Below are 20,120 nucleotides of genomic sequence, written 5' to 3' on the forward strand. Positions count from 1 at the left end.
GGCCAGGGGTGCGGCTTTTAGAAGTGGACGCTGGTGGTCAGCAATGCCGTGCGTCCCGCTGCCTGGTTGGCGAAGTGGGTGGAGTAGGCCTTGTCGTAGTAGACCTCGTTGGTGAGGTTCTGCACGTTCAGCTGCAGGTCGATGTTCTTGGTCAGCTTGTAGGCCGCCATGGCGTCGTAGCGCACGTAGCTGTCGACCATGGTGGTGTTGGCCACGCTGCCGTAGACGTCGTCGACGTAGAAGGCGCCGCCACCGACCGTCAACTTCGGCGTCAGCTGGTAGGTGGTCCACAGGCTGGCGCTGTTGTTCGGCGTGTTGGGCAACTGGTTGCCGTCGTTCGCCTTGCCCAGCGGGCCACCGTCGATCTGGCGGGCCTGCATGTAGGTGTAGCCGGCGAACACCTGCCACTTGTCGGTCAGCTTGCCGCTGGCCGACAGCTCGATGCCTTGCACACGGGTTTCACCGACGTTCTCGTAGGTGTTGGTGTTGACCTGGACCCGGGCATTTTCCTTCTCGGTGCGGAACAGCGCCGCGGCCAGGGACAGGCGCTGGTCGAGCAGGTCCCACTTGGTGCCGAGCTCGTAGTTGGTGGTTTCTTCCGGCTCCATGTCACTGCCCAGCAGGTTGCCGGAGCGGTCGGTGGCATTGCCCAGCGGGTTGCCTTCGGTGCCCTCGCCGAGCATGGCGCCAGGCGGAGTGGCGGATGTGGCGTAGGACACATAGATGCTGCCGTTGTCGGCCGGCTTCCACACCAGGCCCAGCTGGCCGGTGATGAACTCGCTGGTGTCCTGGCCCTTGGCAGGTACGCCCTTGGCGCTCACCGCAGTGCTGCCGTCGGCATTGTAGCCACGGTAATCGGTGTCGAAGTGGTCATAGCGCAGGCCCATGTTGAGCAGCCACTGCGGGGTCAGCTCCAGGGTGTCGAACACGTAGAGTGCGCGGGTCTTGCTGCTGGTCTTGGTGCCGGCGTAGTTGCGCGCGACGGTACCGACCCAGGCATCGTCCGGGTTCGGGTTGTCCAGCGAGGTGCAGCTGCCGCCGCTGCCCGGCCCGGTGCAGGTGAGCTTGCTGTTGGGGGTGACAGTGTAGCTCTGGCGGTCGGACTCTTCCTTGGTGAACTCGACGCCGGTGGAGAAGCTGTTCTTCAGGCCGCCGAGGTAGAACTCACCGAACAGGTCGGTCTGGTTGGTGGTGGTGGCGGTGTTGCCCACACGGGTGTTGGCGCGACGCCAGACGCCGTTGTTGTTGACGTTGCCGGCACTGTCGTCGGGCTGGGTCAGCACGTAGTCCTGCATGCTGTTGCCGTGGCGCAGGGTGTTCTTGATGGTCAGCGTGTCGGACAGGTCGTGCTCGATGGCGAAGGTCGCGATATCGACACGGGTCTTGCGGAAGTCGCGGCCGGTCAGGCCGTAGAAGTTGTCGCTGTCGCCGCCGTCCACCGGCTTGTCCGGATGGGCAGAGGTGCGTGCGTTGCTGCCAGCCCGTGGCACGCTGTAGGGAATGCCCGAATCCGGCAGGTCGTCGCTTTCCAGGTGGTAGTAGTCGAGGTTGACGCGGGTCGGCGTGCCCAGGCCGAACGCCAGCGACGGGGCGATGCCCCAGCGGTCGTAGTTGACCTTGTCGCGGCCGGCGACGTTGCTCTCGTGGGTCATCAGGTTCAGGCGCCCGGCGACGCTGTCGCTGAACTGGTAGTTGCCGTCGAAGGTGTAACGCTGGGTCTGGTCGCTGCCCCAGGTCCAGGCGCCGTCCAGCGAGTTGCCCAGGTGCGCGCGCTTGCTCACCAGGTTGATGGTGCCGCCAGCGGCACCGCGGCCACCAATGGCGGAGTTCGGCCCCTTGGCTACTTCGACAGACTCGATGGCGAAGATTTCGCGGGTCTGGGCGCCGGTGTCACGCACGCCATCCAGGTAGGTGTCGCCTTGGGCGTCGAAACCGCGGATGAAGGGGCGGTCGCCCTGCGGGTTGCCGCCTTCGCCGGCGCCGAAGGTGATCCCGGGCACGGTACGCAGGGCGTCCTGCAGGGACATGGCGTTGGTGTCCTTGATCACCTGCTGGGGAATCACCGTGATCGAGCGCGGCGTGTCCACCAATGGCGCGGTGTACTTCTGCGACGAGGCCTTGTCGACCTTGTACTCGGTGCTTGCCTGTTCGGCCTTGCCATTGACGCTGGTGGCATCGAGGGTGACGGCGTTGCTGGCGGCCGGGTCGGCGGCATAGGCCGAGGTGGCGGTGATCGCCATGCCGATGGCGGAGGCGAGCAGACGTGGTGAACTCACAGCAGATGGCACGTGACGCATTGTTGTAGACCTTCCCCAAGGTATGAAGGCCGCGGATGTTAATGTAAGCGAATGTAAGGAACAATTGAGAAGCGTTACCATTCGCCAGGAATTTACATTCTTTACAATTTGGCCTTACGGTTTTAACGGTCTCGTGCGTCTTGCCCTGGTGAAAGGGGGGCGAAAGGGGCTTGTGGTGAGTAAAAGGTAATCAATATCATTGACGCCCCTATCGCTCTCGGTGCCGTCGCCATGCTGCTTCACATCCCAGGCCTGTTCGAGGCCGACGAAATCCTGCGCATTCGCGAGGCCCTGGAGCAGGCCGACTGGGCCGACGGCAAGATCACCGCCGGATACCAGTCGGCCAAGGCCAAGCACAACCTGCAGTTGCCCGAGGGGCATGCGCTGGCCAAGGAAATCGGCAGTGCGTTGATCGAGCGGCTGTGGCGCAACCCGTTGTTCATGTCGGCGGCGCTGCCGCACAAGGTGTTCCCGCCGCTGATCAACTGCTATCGCGAGGGCGGCAGTTTCGATTTCCATATCGACAATGCCCTGCGCCAGCCCAAGGGCAGTCCGGAGCGGGTGCGTACCGACCTGTCCTCGACGCTGTTTCTCAGCGACCCGGACAGCTACGACGGCGGCGAACTGGTGATCCAGGACACCTACGGCGTGCGCCAGGTCAAGCTGGCCGCCGGCGACCTGGTGCTGTACCCCGGCACCAGCCTGCACAAGGTCAACCCGGTCACCCGTGGGGCGCGCTATGCGGCGTTCTTCTGGACCCAGAGCCTGGTGCGCGAGGACAGCCAGCGCACCTTGCTGTTCGAGATGGACAATGCCATCCGCCAGCTCGGTGCCGATGTGCCGGAGCACCCGTCGCTGCTGCAGCTGACGGGCACCTACCACAACCTGCTGCGCCGCTGGGCCGAGGTCTGAGCCGTGTCTTATCAATTGCGCCGTGAGGAAGTGGTGGATGTGGCCGGGCTGAAGGCGATGCTCGAACACAGCCCGGGGCAGGCCGCGCAGGCGATCCTCACTGCGGCGGGGCAGGGGGCGGTCGAGGCGCAGCTGTTGCTCGGGCAGATCCTGCTCGATGGGCGCGGTATCGAAGAGGATGCCACCGTGGCCCGCCGTTGGTTCGCCATTGCCGCCCAGGGTGGCAGTGCCATGGCCCACAACATGCTTGGCCGTTGCCTCGAGCATGGCTGGGGTGGCGAGGTGGATCTTGCCCAGGCGGCCATTCACTATGCCCGGGCGGCCGATGCCGGACTGGACTGGGGGATGTACAACCTGGCCAATCTGCTGGCCACCGGTCGTGGGGTGGCTGCCAACCAGTCCCAGGCGTTGATGTGCTACGAGAAAGCCGCGCAGTTGGGGCATGCCAAGTCGATGAACCTGTATGGGCGGTATCTGGAACAGGGCATTGCCACCGCCGCGAGCCCGGTGCGTGCCATGCGCTGGTACCGGCGTTCGGCCGAGGCGGGGGATTTCCGCGGGATGTTCAGCCTGGCGCTGGTGCTGGTCGAGCGGGGGCAGATAGCCGAGGCCGGGCCGTGGCTGGACCGGGCCAGGGTCGAGGGCAACCTGAATTTTTTGCGCAGTGCGCTGGTGACATTGCAGGGGGCGGGGCCGGCATTGATGGCCTTTGCGGCGCGTTATGCCGAGGAGATCGAACGGCACGGTGGATGATGGTGCCTGTGCCGGCCTCATCGCGGGGCAAGTCGGGCCGCCGAATCGCCGCTCCCACGAGTGATCGCACTGCGATCTGAATGAAAACGGGGCCTTGCGGCCCCGTTCGGTATTACAGGTAGTAAGCCTTCAGCGGCGGGAAGCCGTTGAACTCCACCGCGCTGTAGCTGGTGGTGTAGGCACCGGTGGACAGCCAGTACAGGCGGTCGCCGATGGCCAGGTTCAGCGGCAGGCCATACTTGTAGTTCTCGTACATGATGTCGGCGCTGTCGCAGGTCGGGCCGGCGATCACCACTTCCTCGGCCTCGCCTTTCTTCTCGGTCCAGATCGGGAACTTGATCGCCTCGTCCATGGTTTCGATCAGGCCGGAGAACTTGCCCACGTCGGTGTAGATCCAGCGCTCGACGGCAGTGCGCGACTTGCGCGCCACCAGCACCACTTCACTGACCAGGATGCCGGCGTTGGCGATCAGCGAACGGCCAGGCTCGAGGATGATTTCCGGCAGGTCGTCGCCGAAGTCTTCCTTGAGGAAGCGGATGATTTCTTCGGCGTAGGTCTCGAGGCTGTTGGTGCGGGTGATGTAGTTGGCTGGGAAGCCGCCGCCCATGTTGATCAGCTTCAGTTCGATGCCGTCTTCTTCCTTCAGGCGCTCGAAGATCACCTTGACCTTGGCGATGGCTGCGTCCCACACGCTGATGTCGCGCTGTTGCGAGCCGACGTGGAAGGAGATGCCGTAAGGCACCAGGCCCAGGTCGCGGGCGAGGATCAGCAGGTCCATGGCCATGTCGGTCTGGCAGCCGAACTTGCGCGACAGTGGCCAGTCGGCGGTGGTGGAGCCTTCGGTGAGAATGCGCACATAGACTTTCGAGCCCGGCGCGGCCTTGGCGATGTTGCGCAGGTCGGCCTCGGAGTCGGTGGCGTACAGGCGCACGCCTTTCTCGTAGAAGTAGCGGATGTCCTTGGACTTCTTGATGGTGTTGCCGTAGCTGATACGGTCGGCGCTGACGCCGCGGCCGAGCACCTTGTCCAGTTCATAGATCGAGGCGATGTCGAAGCTCGAGCCCTTTTCTTTCAGCAGGTCGATGATCTCGACCGCAGGGTTGGCCTTGACCGCGTAGTAGACCTTGGCGAATTCGAACCCGGCGCGCAGGTCGTCATAGGCCTGGCTGATCATCTGGGTATCGATGAGAACGAACGGGGTTTCCTGCTTGTCGGCGAACGCCTTCATTTTCTGGAAGGTGTCACGCGCAAAGTAGTCTTCGACCTGGATCGACATGCTCAGGGGCTCCATGGGCAAACTGAAAAGATAAGTGGCAGCAACTGAACGTCCTCCGTATCCCCACTTTGGTTCGCCTACTTCCCAAGGCATGTCGCCGAAAGCAAAAAGGTCAGCCGTGCTTGGAACAGGCGGATGACCTTGCTGTCTCGTCGTCAGTACTTGAGCCGGATGGATCGTTTCCAGCATGGACGTTCGGCGCGCACTTTAGGACGTGAAAACGGCAATATCAACAGGCAATCCCGGGGTGCTCGTCGCCTGTCGCGGAGCTGCCGCTGTGATAACCGACTGATGTGCGCCCGGTAGGTTCCTGAAAAGGCCATCAGCGTAAAAAATTGTGGAATAGGTGGCGATCTGGCCGCGATCGGCTGACAGCTTCATTCTTTGCATGATGGCTCTGGTTTCGCTGCGAAAGGGCGGAGGAAGCCGTAGGTGACCGTTTGTCGGGGGCTGAGGCAGGGCCGCGAATGGACACTGAGTGTTCAAATTTATGGCCACATGCTCAACCCGATTTTTACCGCGAAATTGGCCATAAATTTTTTGTTACGCAGAGCCCGTCGTGGCCATTGGTCGTGCAAGGGACATGTCGATTGCCGTCCTTGATGAGAAACATTACTATTCGCGACCTCATCTGCCTCCCTGACGACCCCGACCGTGTCCGGACCCAAAGGCTTCCTCGACCATTACCAAGAGCTGATCGGCACCTGGACGCGCAAACTGCGCAGTCGACAGCAGGCCGAGGACCTCACCCACGATGCCTTTGTGCGGGTGCTGGAAAACCCGCGCGAGCAGGTCGAACAGCCACGCGCCTACCTGCACCAGACCGCCCGCAACATTGCCGTCGACGGCTTTCGCCGCGAGGACAGGCGCCAGGCCCTGGAGCTTGAGGCCTTCGCAGGGGACATGGCCGCAGGGGACGACCCGGAAGCGTATGTACATGCCCTGGAACTGGCCGACAGCGTCGAGCGGGCGCTGGCCGAGCTGCCGCTGAATTGCCGCAGGGTGTTCATCTGGCAGAAGCTCGAAGGCCTGACCCAGGCCGAGATCGCCGAGCGCATGGGTTTGACCAAGAACATGGTCGAAAAGTATATGATCCGCACGCTCCGACATCTGCGTGAGCACCTGGATGTGTCGGCCAGATGAGTCAGGAGACCCCTTCGATGAAACAGCACGCGCCCGATCCCGTGGGCGAGCAGGCGGCCAGCTGGTTCGCCCGCGCCCAGGACGCGCCGCACGACAATGCCTTGCAGGCGGCGTTGCAGGCGTGGTTGGCGCAGCACCCGCGGCACCGGCAAGAGTACGAGCGCCTGGCGCAGCTGTGGCGCGCCGCCGACTTCATCCCCCGGCAACGCCTCGAAGCGCTGTGCCAGCCCGAGCCGGTACGTCAGTTGCCGCGCCGACACCTGTTGCGCCAGGCATTGGCGGCCGGGGTGGCGGTGGTCGCGCTGGGGCTGGGTTGGACAGGTTGGCAGTATCAGCAGCTCAACCATCAGGACGCGTTGAGCACGGCCTTGGGCGAGCGGCGTCAGGTCGAGTTGCCGGACGGTTCACGGCTGGAACTCAACAGTGCCACCCAGGTGCAGGTGATGTTCTCTGCGGGGCAGCGCCATGTGCGCCTGGGCGCGGGCGAGGCGATGTTCATCGTCGCACATGACAGCGATCGCCCCTTCGTGGTGAGCACTGCCCAGGGCGATGTCACCGTCACCGGCACCCGCTTCGATGTACGACAGGATCCGGGCAGCACCCGCGTGGCGGTGGAGCAGGGTTCGGTCAAGGTACAGGGCGCGGCCGAGTCGCTGGCGCTGCTCACTGCTGGCCAGGGTTCGCATATCGATGCGCAGGGCAAGGTCGCCGCGCCCTATGCCATCGATACCAACGCGGTGACCGCCTGGCGCCAGGGCAAGCTGGTATTCGACAACGCGCCGCTGAGCGATGTCGTGGCGGAAGTCTCGCGCTACCGTGCCCGGCCACTGCATGTGGCGCCCGGCAAGGCCGCCGCGCTGCGCCTGTCGAGCACCTTCAGCACTGACGACCCGGACGCCCTGTTGCGGGCCTTGCCGAGCATCCTGCCGGTGCGGGTGAAGACCCTTGCGGACGGCTCCAGCGAAATTGTTCTGAAATAGATTCAGGTTTTTTTCCGTTCGTTCGTCTTCCCCGCCAGCTGCAACTGCCAAGCATTTTCATTTGCATGCGGTTGGCGTTTATCCCGACTCTCAGGACCCATCGAAGACGTGAACAACAATAATCCCCTTCTCCAGCTGCGCCGCCTGGCGCTGGCCCTGGCGGTCAGCGCCGCCGCCGGCAACAGCTACGCCGACAGCATCCAGATCCAGGCCCAGCCATTGGCGGGCGCGCTCAAGCAATTGGGCCAGCAGACCAACCTGCAACTGTTCTTCAGCCCCGAGCTGGTGGATGGCAAGCAGGCCCCGGCGGTGTCCGGCAACCTGGCGCCGGAGCAGGCCCTGCAGCAATTGCTGCAAGGCAGCGGGCTGACCTTCGAGCAGTCCGCCGACACCGTGGTGGTCAAGCCGGCCCAGGCCGCTGGCACCCTGACCACCGGCAGCCTGGAGCTGGCGCCCACCGATATCAAGGTGGTCGGGGACTGGCTGGGCGACGCCGAGCAGAGCGTGGTGCAGAACCATCCGGGCGCGCGCACCGTGGTGCGCCGCGAAGCGATGGTGGAGAAGGGCACGATGAACGTGCGTGACGCCCTGCGCGGTATTCCGGGCGTGCAGGTGCAGGATTCCAACGGCACCGGTGGCAGCGACCTGTCGCTGAACGTCGGCGTGCGTGGCCTGACGTCGCGCCTGTCACCGCGTTCGACGGTGCTGATCGATGGCATCCCGGCGGCCTTCGCCCCCTACGGTCAGCCACAGCTGTCGATGGCGCCGATCTCCTCGGGCAACCTCGACAGCATCGACGTGGTCCGTGGTGCAGGCTCGGTGCGCTATGGCCCGCAGAACGTCGGTGGGGTGATCAACTTCGTCACCCGGGCGATCCCCGAGAAGGCCAGCGGTGAGCTGTCCACCACCCTCGAGACTTCGCGCGATGGCGGCTGGAAACACACTGAATCGGCCTTCGTCGGCGGCACCGCCGACAACGGCATGGGCGTGGCGTTGCTGTACACGGGCGTGAATGGCGATGGCTATCGCGAAAGCAACAACGACAACGATATCGACGACGTGATGCTCAAGACCCACTGGGCACCGACCGATGTCGACGAGTTCTGGCTCAATTTCCACTACTACGACGGCCGTGCCGACATGCCGGGCGGCCTGACCCAGGCCCAGTACGATCACAACCCCTACCAGTCGGTGCGCGACTACGACTACTTCAGCGGCCGGCGCAAGGACGTGTCGTTCAAGTGGCAGCGGCAGATCGACGATGCCACCCAGTTCGAGGTGCTGACTTACTACACCGACAGCTTCCGTGGCAGCGCCATCGCCGCCCGCGACCAGAAGACCCTGTCGTCGTACCCGCGCAACTACCACACCTTCGCCATCGAGCCACGTCTGTCGAGGATCTTCTTCGTCGGCCCGACCACCCAGGAAGTCAGCGTCGGCTATCGCTACCTGAAGGAAGCGATGCGCGAGCAGTCCACCCGCCTGGCGCTGGTCGACAACGTGCCGACCGTGACCCCGACCTCCGACGGCCATGTGTTCCAGGACCGCAGCGGTGGCACCGAGGCCAGCGCCTACTACATCGACGACAAGATCGACGTCGGCAACTGGACCATCACCCCGGGCATCCGCTTCGAGCACATCAACACCGACTGGCGCGACCGACCGGTGATGGACGCCAACTACCGTCCGGTGCCGGAGAAGAACCGCAGCATCACCAGCAACGAACCGCTGCCGGCGCTGAGCGTGATGTACCACATGTCCGACGCCTGGAAGCTGTTCGCCAACTACGAGACCTCGTTCGGCAGCCTGCAGTACTTCCAGCTGGGCCAGGGCGGCGTTGGCGACAGCACGGCAAATGGCCTGGAGCCGGAGAAGGCCAAGACCTACGAAATCGGCACGCGCTACGACAATGGCAACTGGGCCGGTGAGCTGACAGCCTTCTACATCGACTTCGACGATGAACTGCAGTACATCAGCAACGATGTCGGCTGGACCAACCTCGGGGCGACCAAGCACCAGGGCATCGAGGCCTCGGCGCGCTATGACCTGTCCGGCCTGGACCCACGGCTGCAGGGGCTGTCGGTGAATGCCGGCTACACCTACACCCGTGCCACCTACGAGGGGGAGATCCCTGGTTTCAAGGGTCGTGACCTGCCGTTCTATTCGCGTCAGGTGGCCACCGCCGGCGTGCGCTACGAGGTCAACCGCTGGACCTGGAACCTGGATGCCTACGCCCAGTCGAAGCAGCGCGCGCCGGGTACCGGGATGAACGCCGATGGCAGCTTCAACGGCAACTACATCACCCAGCCAAGCGCCGACGGGCAGTATGGCGACATTCCGGGTTACGTCACCTGGCATGCCCGGGGTGGCTACGCGTTCGGGCCGCAGCTGTCGAACCTGAAGCTGGCCGCCGGGGTGAAGAACCTGTTCGACAAGCAGTATTTCACCCGTTCCAGCGACAACAACGCGGGGATCTATGTGGGTGAGCCGCGCACGTTCTATGTGCAGGCCAGTGTAGGGTTCTGATAGCGCGTCGCCTTTATCGCGGATGAATCCGCTCCTACCTGTAGGAGCGGATTCATCCGCGATGAGGCCGGTTCAGGAAACCACTGCCTCCGCCGGCGACACGATCGAGGTCTTCGCCCCCCGCGAGCGCCCAGAACTCAGGTACGCCGCAATCGACTCCTGCGTCACCTCTCCCAGGAACACCTGTTCGGCATCCAGCACCGGCAACCACGCCCGATTGAACTCGTACATGCGCGACAGCAGGATGCGCAGGTGCTCATCGTGCGCCGCCGTGGCATTGAACGGACGCAGGAAATCCCCGCACGTGCCCTGCTGGCGGTGCATGTCGCGCCGGCGTACATAGCCCAGCGCGCGATTCTGCGCATCGGTCACCACCACATAACGGCGGTCATGCTCGTCCAGCAGCTCCAGCGCATCGCCCACCGGTGTTTCCGGGCTCAGCGACGGCGCGTTGTCCGCCGCATCCTCGGCGCGCACCAGCAGCAGGCGCTTGAGCGTGCTGTCCTGGCCGACGAAGTTGCTGACGAAATCGTCCACCGGGTGTGCCAGCAGGGTGTCCGGGTGATCCAGCTGCAACAGCTTGCCGGCGCGGAAGATGGCGATCTTGTCGCCCAGCTTGATGGCCTCGTCGATGTCATGGCTGACCATGATCACCGTCTTGTTCAGGGCCCGCTGCATCTCGAAGAACTCGTTCTGGATCATCTCGCGGTTGATCGGGTCGACCGCGCCGAACGGTTCGTCCATCAGCAGCACCGGGGCCTCGGCGGCCAGGGCGCGGATCACGCCGATGCGTTGCTGCTGGCCACCGGACAGTTCGCGCGGGTAGCGCTGCAGGTACTGTTTGGGCTCGAGCTTGATCATGTGCATCAGCTCGCGGGCGCGGTCATGGCATTTCTGCTTGTCCCAGCCGAGCAGGCGCGGCACCACGGTGATGTTCTCCTCGATGGTCATGTTGGGGAACAGGCCGATCTGCTGGATCACGTAGCCGATATGCCGGCGCAGGGTCACCTCGTCCAGGCCGGTGGTGTCCTCGCCATTGATGAACACCTGCCCGGAGGTCGGGGTGATCAGGCGGTTGATCATCTTCAGCGTGGTGCTCTTGCCGCAGCCGGAGGGGCCGAGGAACACGCAGATTTCGCCTTCGTTGACAGTGAGGCTTACCGCGTCGACGGCTTTGACGTCCTTGCCGTTGACGTTGAAGGTCTTGCTGAGGTTCTTCAGTTCGATCATGAGCGCAGTCCTTCTGGAGTCAGGGCACGTTGCAGGGCTTGCAGGAGCAGGTCGGCGATGATCGCCAGCAGGCTGACCAGCACCGCGCCGACCAGCAGCATCGACATGTCGCTGCGGCTGATGGAGGTGAGGATGAGCACGCCCAGGCCGCCGGCGCCGATGGTCGCGGCGATGGTCATCACGCCGATGTTCATCACCACGGCGGTGCGCACGCCGGCGAGGATCACCGGCACGGCGATGGGCAGCTCGACCATGCGCAGGCGCTGGCCGAAGGTCATGCCGATGCCGCGGGCGGCTTCACGAATACCGGGCTCGACGTTGGTCAGGGCCAGGTAGGTGTTGCGCAGGATCGGCAGCAGTGAATAAAGGAACACCGCAGTGATCGCCGGCAGCGGCCCCAGGCCCTGGCCGAACTTCGAGTAGAACGGCAGCAGCAAGCCGAACAGGGCGATGGAGGGGATGGTCAGCAGCACGGTGGCGCTGGCCTGCAGGGGGCCGGCGAACACCGGGAAGCGGGTCATCAGGATGCCCAGCGGCACGCCGACAAGGATCGCCAGGCTTACCGCGATGCCGACCAGCATGATGTGCTGCCAGGTCAGTTGCAGGACCTGTGCCCAGTCGAGGTGGGCGAAGGTGTCGAGCAGGCTCATGGCTGTACCTCGCTGAGTGGGTGCTCACGCAGGAACGCGGCGGCCACCACCGTCGGGCTCTGGTGCTCGACATCGACCTTGGCGTTGAGCTGGCGCATGGTCTCGTCGTCCAGTTGCTCGGCCAGCGGCTTGAGCAGGGTGGCCAGGCGAGGGTGGGCGTCTAGGACGGCCTGGCGCAGTACCGGGGCGGCGGTGTAGTCGGGGAAGTAGTGCTTGTCGTCTTCCAGCAGCTTGAGGTCGAACGCGCTCAGGCGCCCGTCGGTGGTGTAGACCAGGCCGGCGAACACCTGGTTGTTGCGCATGGCGGTGTACACCAGGCCGCCATCCATCTGGCGGATGTTGCGCCGGTCCAGCGGCAGCTCGTACAGCTCGCGCAGGCCGACCAGGCCATCCGGGCGGTTGGCGAACTCGGTGTCCAGTGCCACCAGATGGTTGCGGTCGGGTTCGTCACGCAGCACCTGGTTGAGGTCGCTGATCGAGTTGATCTGCGGGTAGGCCTCGGCGACTGCCTTTGGCAGGCCCAGGGCGTAGGTGTTGCTGAACTTCGACGGCGCCAGCCAGACCAGGCCCTTCTTCGCGTCGAGTTCTTTCACTCGCGCATAGGTGGCTGCGGCGTCGGGCATGCGCTCGTCGATATGGTTGTACGAGACCAGCGATACGCCGGTGTATTCCCACATCAGGTCGAGCTGGCCGGTTTCCTGAGCCTGGCGGGCGATATTGCTGCCCAGGCCGGTGGTCACCCGCACATCGAAGCCGTTGGCGCGCAGGTACTGGGCGGTGATCTCGGCGAGCACGGTCTGTTCGGTGAACACCCGGGCGCCGATGCGGATCTGTGGTTTTTCCGCTGCCTGGGCAACGCCTGCGCAAAGCAGGGCCGCGCCCAGGAACAAGGCGATGGTTTTCTTCATGCTTTGCCTCTTGTTATTGGGCCAGGCCACGTTCCAGCCAGCGCTTGCTGGAGAAACTCACCAACGCATCGAGCGCCAGGGCCAGCAGCGCCGTGCAGGCGGCGCCGAGCAGCAGCTGCGGCTGGTTGTTCAGGGCGATGCCGGGGAAGATCAGGCTGCCCAGGCTGTTGGCGCCGATCAGGAACGCCAGGGGCGCGGTGCCCACGTTCAAGGCCAGGGCCACGCGCACGCCGCCGACGATGATCGGCACGGCATTGGGTAGCTCGACCTGCCACAACTGCTGGCGCGCGGTCATGCCGATGCCGGTGGCGGCTTCCTTGAGCGAGGCGGGGACGTTTTTCAGGCCCTCGTAGGTGTTGCGCACGATGGGCAGGAGGGAGGCGAGGAACAGTGCGAAGATCGCAGGACCCGCGCCGATGCCCAGGATACTCAGGGCAATGGCCAGGACGGCCAGGGGAGGAATGGTGTTGCCAACGTTGAACAGCTGCATGAAGCGCTCGGCCTTGTCGACCCGGTGCGGTCGACTCAAGGCAATGCCGGCGGGGATGCCCACGGCCAGCGCCGCCGCCATCGAAGCCAGCACCAGGACCAGGTGCGCTTGCAGGTAGAACCCAAGATCGTCGCGGTAGCGGGCGATCGTGTCGATGCCGATCCAGTGGACCAGCAGGGCCAGGATGACGAGCACGGCGGCCCATCCCAACAGCCCTTTTCCGTAGCGTGCAGCCACAGGCGGACTCCTTTTTTATAGTCGGCGATCACACCCCCGTGCGGCCGGCCATTCCTGGCGGCGGGCAGCGTGGTCGCGAGTAGCAGCCCGATGCGCGGCATCAGGCCATGAGCCGAACCCCGTCGGGCTCGTGAAGCAGGTGAAACCAGCCCTGAAGCGAAGCGGCTTGCAGGGGAGTGGACGTCTCCGTGGAGGGAAAGGTTCCCATCTGGGGCGGCATTTGGCCAGTGTTAATCACTGGCCTGTAGGAATTTTCACGCGAAAAACAAGCGCGGATATTACGTGGAGGCGTTGAAGTACCTGGTATCGATGCTTTTTTTGAAGATGCAGGATTACCGAGTCTAGAAAACTCAGTATTCGCTTGAGGGAATATTCTCTCGGAGGTATTTTATTGGCCTGGTCGATCATTTTTTGTGATGAATTCGTCGCGGAGTTCGAGACGCTGGACAGGGTCGTGAAGCAGGAGCTCATGGGCCAGTTGAGGTTCCTCGAGCACCAGGGCCCAGAACTGGGCAGGCCGAAGGTGGACATCCTGAAAGGCTCCCGGCATCGCAACATGAAAGAGTTGCGGTTCAGGGCCGGCAAAGGGGTGTGGCGCATTGCATTTGCATTCGACCCGGCTCGTTGCGCGGTGATGCTCGTGGCGGGCGACAAGGTGGGGCTGAGTGAAAGGCTGTTCTATAGGCGCTTGCTCAGCCGTGCCGATGATCGTTTTGACAACTACCTGCTGGAGAGTGAAAGCAATGGCTAAGACCCTTGATGAGATGATGCAACGTCTACCGGATGATCTGCGGGCCGCAGCGGAAGCGCGCGGGCGCGAGTTGATTCGCGAGGAGATGACCTTGCAGGCACTGCGCAAGCAGCTTGCATTGACCCAGGAGGGCGTGGCCCAGCGCCTGGATATCCGTCAGGCCAATATCTCCAAGGTGGAAAGGCGTACAGACATGCTGATTTCCACCTTGCGCGATTACATCGAGGCGATGGGCGGCACGCTGGAACTGGTTGTCCATCTGCCGGGGCGCCCGCCGGTGACACTGGATGGGTTTGCCGATCCGCAGGGCGGGAATGAGTAGTTGCCTGGGCTGGCGCAATCGCCGGCAAGCCTGCTCGTACAGGGGCGCGTGATCTTTGGGGCTGCCGCTTGTTCCCGGGATTTTGGTCCACGCCCAACTTCAGGTATGATACCGCCCCATTTTTAATCCCCCAGTCAGGCGATTTCCCATGACCAACCAGGCCGCCGAAGTCGCGAAGCGCCGCACTTTCGCAATCATTTCCCACCCCGACGCCGGTAAGACCACCATCACCGAGAAGCTCCTGCTGATGGGCAAGGCCATTGCCGTCGCCGGTACCGTGAAGTCGCGCAAGTCCGACCGCCACGCCACCTCCGACTGGATGGAAATGGAGAAACAGCGCGGCATCTCCATCACCACCTCGGTGATGCAGTTCCCCTACCGCGAGCACATGATCAACCTGCTCGACACCCCCGGCCACGAAGACTTCTCGGAAGACACCTACCGCACCCTGACCGCGGTGGACTCGGCGCTGATGGTGCTCGACGGCGGTAAAGGCGTCGAGCCGCGCACCATTGCCCTGATGGATGTGTGCCGCCTGCGCGACACGCCGATCGTCAGCTTCATCAACAAACTCGACCGTGACATCCGCGACCCGATCGAACTGCTCGATGAAATCGAGGCGGTGCTGAAGATCAAGGCCGCGCCGATCACCTGGCCGATCGGTTGCTACCGCGACTTCAAGGGCGTGTACCACCTGGCCGGCGACTACATCATCGTCTACACCCCGGGGCATGGCCACGAGCGCACCGAAGCGAAGATCATCGAGAAGCTCGACTCCGATGAAGCACGCGCCCACCTGGGTGACGAATACGACCGCTTCCTCGAACAACTCGAGCTGGTGCAGGGCGCCTGCCACGAGTTCGACCAGGACGCGTTCATCAATGGCCAGCTGACCCCGGTGTTCTTCGGTACCGCATTGGGCAACTTCGGTGTCGACCATGTGCTCGACGCGGTTGTCGACTGGGCGCCGCGCCCGCTGGCCCGTGTCGCCCACGAGCGCACCGTGGAACCGGTGGAAGAGAAATTCACCGGCTTCGTGTTCAAGATCCAGGCGAACATGGACCCGAAACACCGTGACCGTATCGCCTTCATGCGTATCTGCTCGGGCAAGTACGAGAAGGGCATGAAGATGCGCCACGTGCGCACTGGCAAGGACGTGCGCATCGGTGATGCCCTGACCTTCTTCTCCTCCGAGCGCGAGCAGCTGGAAGAGGCCTATGCCGGCGACATCATCGGCCTGCACAACCACGGCACCATCCAGATCGGCGACACCTTCACCGAAGGCGAGGCGCTGGGCTTCACAGGCATCCCGCACTTCGCTCCGGAGCTGTTCCGCCGCGTGCGCCTGAAGGACCCGCTGAAATCCAAGCAGCTGCGCCAGGGCCTGCAGCAACTGGCCGAAGAGGGCGCGACCCAGGTGTTCTTCCCCGAGCGCAGCAACGACATCATCCTCGGCGCGGTCGGTGTGCTGCAGTTCGACGTGGTCGCCAGCCGCCTGAAGGAAGAGTACAAGGTCGAGTGCGCCTATGAGCCAATCACCGTCTGGTCGGCGCGCTGGATCAGTTGCGACGACAAGAAGAAGCTCGAGGAATTCCAGAACAAGGCGGTGGAGAACCTGGCCATCGACGGCGGTGGTCATCTGACCTACCTGGCCCCGACCCGGGTCAACCTGGCGCTGATGGAAGAGCGCTGGCCGGATGTGAAATTCCGCGCGACCCGCGAGCACCACTAAGAGCAGTTGCAAGCTTCAAGCTGCGAGCGTCAAGAAGAGGCGGGCCCGGAAAGGCCCGCCTTTTTCTTGTCGCTTGCAACTGCAGGCTTGTAACTGACGAATGTCAGTTGCCGGCTTTTATGCCGGTCCAGATCCGCGTCCTGATGCGGTCGATCTTCGCCGGCATCGCTTCCAGCGCATACAACTTGCCCATCACGTCGTCACTCGGGTAGATCATCGTGTTGCTCTTCAGCGCCGGGTCCACCAGCGCATCCGCCCGCTGGTTGCCATTGGCGTACTGCACGAAGTTGCTGATGTTGGCCATCACTTCCGGCTGCAACAGGTAGTTCATGTACGCATACCCGGCCTTCTCGTCAGGTGCGTCGGCCGGCATGGCCACCATGTCGAACCACATCGGCGCGCCTTCCTTCGGGATCGAGTAGCCCACCTTCACCCCGTTCTTCGCCTCCTCGGCACGGTTCTTCGCCTGCAGCACGTCGCCCGAGAAACCCACCACCAGGCACACGTCGCCGTTGGCCAGGTCGCCGGTGTACTTCGAGGAATGGAAGTAGCTGATATACGGGCGTACCTGCATCAGCAACGCCTTGGCCTTGTCGTAGTCCGCCGGGTTCTGGCTGTGGTGGGGCAGGCCCAGGTAGTGCAGGGCGATCGGCAGCAGCTCGGGGCCGTTGTCCAGCACCGCCACGCCGCAGCTCTTGAGCTTGGCGAGGTATTCGGGCTTGAAGAACAGGTCCCACGAATCGATGGGCGCATTGTCGCCGAGCACCGCCTTGACCTTGTCGATGTTGTAGCCGATGCCGGTGCTGCCCCACAGGTACGGGAAGCCGTACTGGTTGCCCGGGTCGTTGACCTCCAGGGCCTTGAGCAGCACCGGGTTGAGGTTCTTCCAGTTGGGCAGTTGCGACTTGTCCAGCTGCTTCAGGGCCTTGCCCTGGATCTGCCGGGCCATGAAGTGGTTGGAGGGAAACACCACGTCGTAGCCGGAGTTGCCGGTCATCAGCTTGCCGTCGAGGGTCTCGTTGCTGTCGAACACGTCGTAGGTGGGATTGATGCTGGTGGTTTGCTGGAAGTGCTTCAGGGTGTCTGGGGCGATGTAGCTCGACCAGTTATAGATCTTCACCGAGTCGGCGGCACTGGCCACGCTGGCGGTCAGCATCAGGGGAGCGAGAAGGAGGGTGCGCATGTCGGGGTTACCTTGCTTTGTCTGTTGTTATCGAAGGCAGGCGATCAGCGGATCAGAAAATGAGGACGTAGGTCTTGCGCACGGTCTCCTGGATATCCCAGGTGCCGAGGCTGTTGGCCGGTAGCATCAGTGCGTCTCCGGCTTCCATGACCAGGGGCTCGCCACCGTCGGGAGTGAAGGTGCAGCGGCCCTTGATGAAATGGCAGAACTCCTGCTGTACGATCTGCCGCCGCCAGCGCCCCGGGGTGCATTCCCAGATACCAGTCTCGACGCCGTCGCTACGCTCGACGCAGGTGACCGAGGTGACCGCGACCGGATCGCCTAGGGGCACGGCGACCGGGGTGCTGCTGTCCAGAATGGCGCTGTCGGTGTGCTTGAACTGGGTGATGCTCATGACCGGTGGATCCTGTGTGGTGGTGAGGAGAAGTCAGTGCATGAAGCCTTCCATGAAGTCGGCCAGCCCACTGGCCAGGCGTCGCCGCCAGGGCGCGCTGGCGGGGTTGGCGAGGGTCCGGTCCTCGTGGACGAAACTCTGGATGATCGCGTTGTAGCCCAGCCAGCGGCACGGCTCGGGTGGCCAGCTGGCCAGGCTCGACAGCGGGCGGTTGTCGTGCACCCAGGGCTGCGCGGTCAGTTCGTTGTGTTGGCCGAGGATCAGCGCGGCCAGGGTGCGTCCACCGAGGTTGGTGGCGCCGACACCCTCGCCGCCATAACCACCGGCCAGGGCGATGCCGCGCTGGCGGTCGCAGAGCATATGTGGGCGGAAACGCCGGGCCATGCCGAGGTTGCCGCCCCAGGAGTGGGTGATGCGTACGTGCTTGAGCTGTGGGAACAGTTCGCCGAACAGGTAGCGGCGCAGCTCCACCTCGTCGGTGGTCAGGGTGAAATCCTCGCGCAGACGCCCTCCGAAGCGATAGCCGCCGCGGGCACCGAACACCAGGCGGTTGTCGGCGCTGCGCTGGCCATAGGTGACCTGGCGGCTGTTTTCGCTGAAGGCCTGGCCCTGGCTCAGGCCGATCTGCTCCCAGGTCGACTCCGGCAGCGGCTCGGTGGCCACCAGCAGGCTCTGTACCGGCAGCTGGTGCCGCCCGAGCGGTGGCAGGCTGGCGGCGTAGCCTTCCACGGCCGGCACCACCCAGTGGCTGCGGATGCGTGCCAACGGGGTGCGCACTTCGCCGGTCTGCCAGTCTATGGCTGGGGTGTTCTCGTAGATCGGCACGCCCATGGCCTCGACCGTCCGTGCCAGGCCACGCACCAGTCTGGCCGGTTGAATGGTGGCGACGTGCGGGCTGTAGAGGGCGCCGTAGGGGTTGCTTACCTTCAGCTGGGCATCCAGCTGTTCCGGGCGCAGCCAGCGGTAGTCGTCTTCATTCATGCCCTGACGGTAGAGCTCGTCGAGCCAGGCGCGCAGGCTGCGCTCCTGTTCCGGGTAGCGGGCGGCGCAGTACAGCACGCCGCCTTTGCGGTAGTCGCAGGCGATGCCTTCGCGCAGGAGCACGTCGTGGACTTCGTCGGGGATGCCGTGCAGCAGGTCGATGCTTTCACGCCGTTGCTGCGGCGAGAGCGTGGCCAGCAGGCGGTCCTCGCCAAGCAGGTTGGCCATCAGCCAGCCGCCATTGCGTCCGGAGGCGCCGAAGCCGGCGATGTTGGCCTCGATCACCGCGATGTCCAGCTGCGGCGCCTGGCGCTTGAGGTAGTAGGCGGTCCACAGGCCGGTGTAGCCCGCGCCGATAATGCACACGTCGAGGTCCAGGTCCTGGCGCAGGGCCGGGCGTGCGCACAATGGCTCGTCGAGCTGGTCCATCCACAGGCTGATCGTGCGCAGGGGTTGCATCGCGTCGGGCTCCACATCCGTTCAAGGTATGTGGACGATCCTAGTGAAGCGCGGGGAGGGCTGTCTTACGTGCGTGCACGCAGGAAAATTTGCTTGAGGTAGGCCTTGGGCGACAGGCCGGTGTGCTCACGGAAGCACTTGTAGAACGCCGACAGCGAATTGAAACCGGCGTTGAACGCCAGTTCATCGACGGGCGCCGTAGCGCAGCTATTGTCCAACCGGCTCAGCAGGTGCTGCAGGCGAGCCTGGTTGACGTAGCGGTAGAAGCTCTGGCCAAGCACCTGGTTGAGCAGATAGGAAATCTGGTTGCGGCTGTAGCCGCTTTCGTCGGCGACCTGCTGCAGGTCCAGTTCAGGGTCAAGGTAGGGGCGTTGGGCCTGGAAGTAATGCTCCAGGTCCTGGGCCATGGTCGACAGCTGGCGTGGCGACAGGCCAAGCCGGCTGGTGGCCGGGCGCGGACCACCGGCGGGGCTGCCCTTGGCATCACCGCGCACCAGCGTGGCGTATTCGTTGATCCGCCAGATCAGCCCGTCCCTGACCGTGATCGCCTCGCTGGACTGGAACGCCACCAGGCCGTCGCCGCCTTGTACGGTGACCTGGTATTGGATGAACGCGGTACAGCCGTCAACGCGGATACGGTCGCTGTGGACAATGTCTTCGCCGGCCTCATGGGGCAGGCTGGCGCGCACGTAGTCGCGCAGCTGGCCGTAACCGAGCACGCGGTTCTGGAAGAAGTCGTGGTACTGGATATCCGGGTGATACAGGGCCATCACCCCGTCCAGGTCGCGATGCTTCCAGCACAGGTGGTAGCGCATGACGGTGGCGGCGGTGAGCGGGGTTTGTCCGGGGCCGTCGGCAAGGGGAGTGGCGGTCATGGACTTGATAGTGCATTGCAG

General features: G+C 63.9%; 18 protein-coding genes. 8 read left to right on the forward strand and 10 right to left on the reverse strand.

The features are described 5' to 3' along the window. Positions 1–17: 17 nt before the first annotated feature. Positions 18–2,297, reverse strand: a complete 2,280-nt coding sequence (locus ACODS9_RS03595) for a TonB-dependent receptor (protein WP_489093239.1) — start codon at positions 2,295–2,297, stop codon at positions 18–20. Positions 2,298–2,528: 231 nt separating this feature from the next. On the opposite strand from ACODS9_RS03595, the gene ACODS9_RS03600 reads away from it, so the two are divergent. Both ACODS9_RS03600 and ACODS9_RS03605 read left to right on the forward strand, forming a co-directional pair. After that, positions 2,529–3,209: a Fe2+-dependent dioxygenase gene (locus tag ACODS9_RS03600; RefSeq protein ID WP_046854262.1), complete on the forward strand. Its 681-nt coding sequence runs from the start codon at positions 2,529–2,531 to the stop codon at positions 3,207–3,209. Positions 3,210–3,212: 3 nt separating this feature from the next. After that, the gene (locus tag ACODS9_RS03605) at positions 3,213–3,962 is read left to right on the forward strand and encodes a tetratricopeptide repeat protein (protein WP_489093240.1); all 750 of its coding nucleotides are present in this window, start codon (positions 3,213–3,215) and stop codon (positions 3,960–3,962) included. Between the two features lie 112 nt (positions 3,963–4,074). Here the strand turns inward: ACODS9_RS03605 and ACODS9_RS03610 are convergent, their stop codons facing one another. Next, positions 4,075–5,238: a type III PLP-dependent enzyme gene (locus ACODS9_RS03610; protein ID WP_025337787.1), complete on the reverse strand. Its 1,164-nt coding sequence runs from the start codon at positions 5,236–5,238 to the stop codon at positions 4,075–4,077. 654 nt (positions 5,239–5,892) lie between these two features. Here ACODS9_RS03610 and ACODS9_RS03615 point away from each other — a divergent pair. The 3 genes from ACODS9_RS03615 to ACODS9_RS03625 all read left to right on the forward strand — a co-directional run bounded on the left by ACODS9_RS03615 (position 5,893) and on the right by ACODS9_RS03625 (position 9,887). Beyond that, complete coding sequence (locus ACODS9_RS03615; protein ID WP_046854264.1) at positions 5,893–6,381, forward strand: sigma-70 family RNA polymerase sigma factor; 489 nt, start codon at positions 5,893–5,895, stop codon at positions 6,379–6,381. Positions 6,382–6,398: 17 nt separating this feature from the next. After that, on the forward strand, positions 6,399–7,361 hold the full coding sequence (locus ACODS9_RS03620) for a FecR family protein (protein ID WP_489093241.1): 963 nt from the start codon (positions 6,399–6,401) through the stop codon (positions 7,359–7,361). Between the two features lie 108 nt (positions 7,362–7,469). Continuing rightward, on the forward strand, positions 7,470–9,887 hold the full coding sequence (locus tag ACODS9_RS03625; protein ID WP_489093242.1) for a TonB-dependent siderophore receptor: 2,418 nt from the start codon (positions 7,470–7,472) through the stop codon (positions 9,885–9,887). A gap of 72 nt (positions 9,888–9,959) precedes the next feature. On the opposite strand, the gene ACODS9_RS03630 is transcribed toward ACODS9_RS03625, so the two are convergent. Genes ACODS9_RS03630 through ACODS9_RS03645 form a run of 4 tightly spaced genes read right to left on the reverse strand, consistent with a single transcriptional unit; the run spans position 9,960 to position 13,402 of the window. Next, positions 9,960–11,117 (reverse strand): osmoprotectant ABC transporter ATP-binding protein OsmV, encoded by a 1,158-nt coding sequence (locus ACODS9_RS03630; RefSeq protein WP_046854267.1) that lies wholly within the window; start codon positions 11,115–11,117, stop codon positions 9,960–9,962. Then, entirely contained in the window at positions 11,114–11,767 is a 654-nt protein-coding gene (locus tag ACODS9_RS03635; protein ID WP_263160170.1) for an ABC transporter permease, read from the reverse strand. The genes ACODS9_RS03630 and ACODS9_RS03635 overlap by 4 nt, the downstream gene beginning before the upstream one ends. Then, a complete protein-coding gene (locus tag ACODS9_RS03640; RefSeq protein WP_401106766.1) occupies positions 11,764–12,675 on the reverse strand; it encodes a glycine betaine ABC transporter substrate-binding protein in 912 nt (303 codons plus the stop codon). Before ACODS9_RS03640 ends, ACODS9_RS03635 begins: the two co-directional genes overlap by 4 nt. Before the next feature lie 13 nt (positions 12,676–12,688). Then, complete coding sequence (locus tag ACODS9_RS03645) at positions 12,689–13,402, reverse strand: ABC transporter permease (protein ID WP_110699920.1); 714 nt, start codon at positions 13,400–13,402, stop codon at positions 12,689–12,691. 391 nt (positions 13,403–13,793) lie between these two features. On the opposite strand from ACODS9_RS03645, the gene ACODS9_RS03650 reads away from it, so the two are divergent. From ACODS9_RS03650 to ACODS9_RS03660, 3 genes are all read left to right on the forward strand, one after another. Then, positions 13,794–14,153, forward strand: a complete 360-nt coding sequence (locus ACODS9_RS03650) for a type II toxin-antitoxin system RelE/ParE family toxin (protein WP_401106768.1) — start codon at positions 13,794–13,796, stop codon at positions 14,151–14,153. After that, on the forward strand, positions 14,146–14,475 hold the full coding sequence (locus tag ACODS9_RS03655) for an XRE family transcriptional regulator (protein WP_401106770.1): 330 nt from the start codon (positions 14,146–14,148) through the stop codon (positions 14,473–14,475). The genes ACODS9_RS03650 and ACODS9_RS03655 overlap by 8 nt, the downstream gene beginning before the upstream one ends. Before the next feature lie 148 nt (positions 14,476–14,623). Next, on the forward strand, positions 14,624–16,207 hold the full coding sequence (locus ACODS9_RS03660) for a peptide chain release factor 3 (RefSeq protein ID WP_023629783.1): 1,584 nt from the start codon (positions 14,624–14,626) through the stop codon (positions 16,205–16,207). Between the two features lie 103 nt (positions 16,208–16,310). On the opposite strand, the gene ACODS9_RS03665 is transcribed toward ACODS9_RS03660, so the two are convergent. From ACODS9_RS03665 to ACODS9_RS03680, 4 genes are all read right to left on the reverse strand, one after another. Then, complete coding sequence (locus ACODS9_RS03665) at positions 16,311–17,390, reverse strand: polyamine ABC transporter substrate-binding protein (protein ID WP_489093243.1); 1,080 nt, start codon at positions 17,388–17,390, stop codon at positions 16,311–16,313. Positions 17,391–17,442: 52 nt separating this feature from the next. Next, complete coding sequence (locus tag ACODS9_RS03670) at positions 17,443–17,784, reverse strand: cupin domain-containing protein (RefSeq protein ID WP_489093244.1); 342 nt, start codon at positions 17,782–17,784, stop codon at positions 17,443–17,445. A 33-nt stretch (positions 17,785–17,817) separates the two neighbouring features. Next, positions 17,818–19,224 carry an NAD(P)/FAD-dependent oxidoreductase gene (locus ACODS9_RS03675; RefSeq protein WP_489093245.1) on the reverse strand — a complete coding sequence of 469 codons (1,407 nt, stop codon included), beginning with the start codon at positions 19,222–19,224 and terminating at the stop codon, positions 17,818–17,820. 65 nt (positions 19,225–19,289) lie between these two features. Then, the gene (locus tag ACODS9_RS03680) at positions 19,290–20,099 is read right to left on the reverse strand and encodes a helix-turn-helix domain-containing protein (RefSeq protein ID WP_489093255.1); all 810 of its coding nucleotides are present in this window, start codon (positions 20,097–20,099) and stop codon (positions 19,290–19,292) included. Positions 20,100–20,120: the final 21 nt, after the last annotated feature.

The organism is Pseudomonas sp. FG36 (assembly GCF_057809275.1).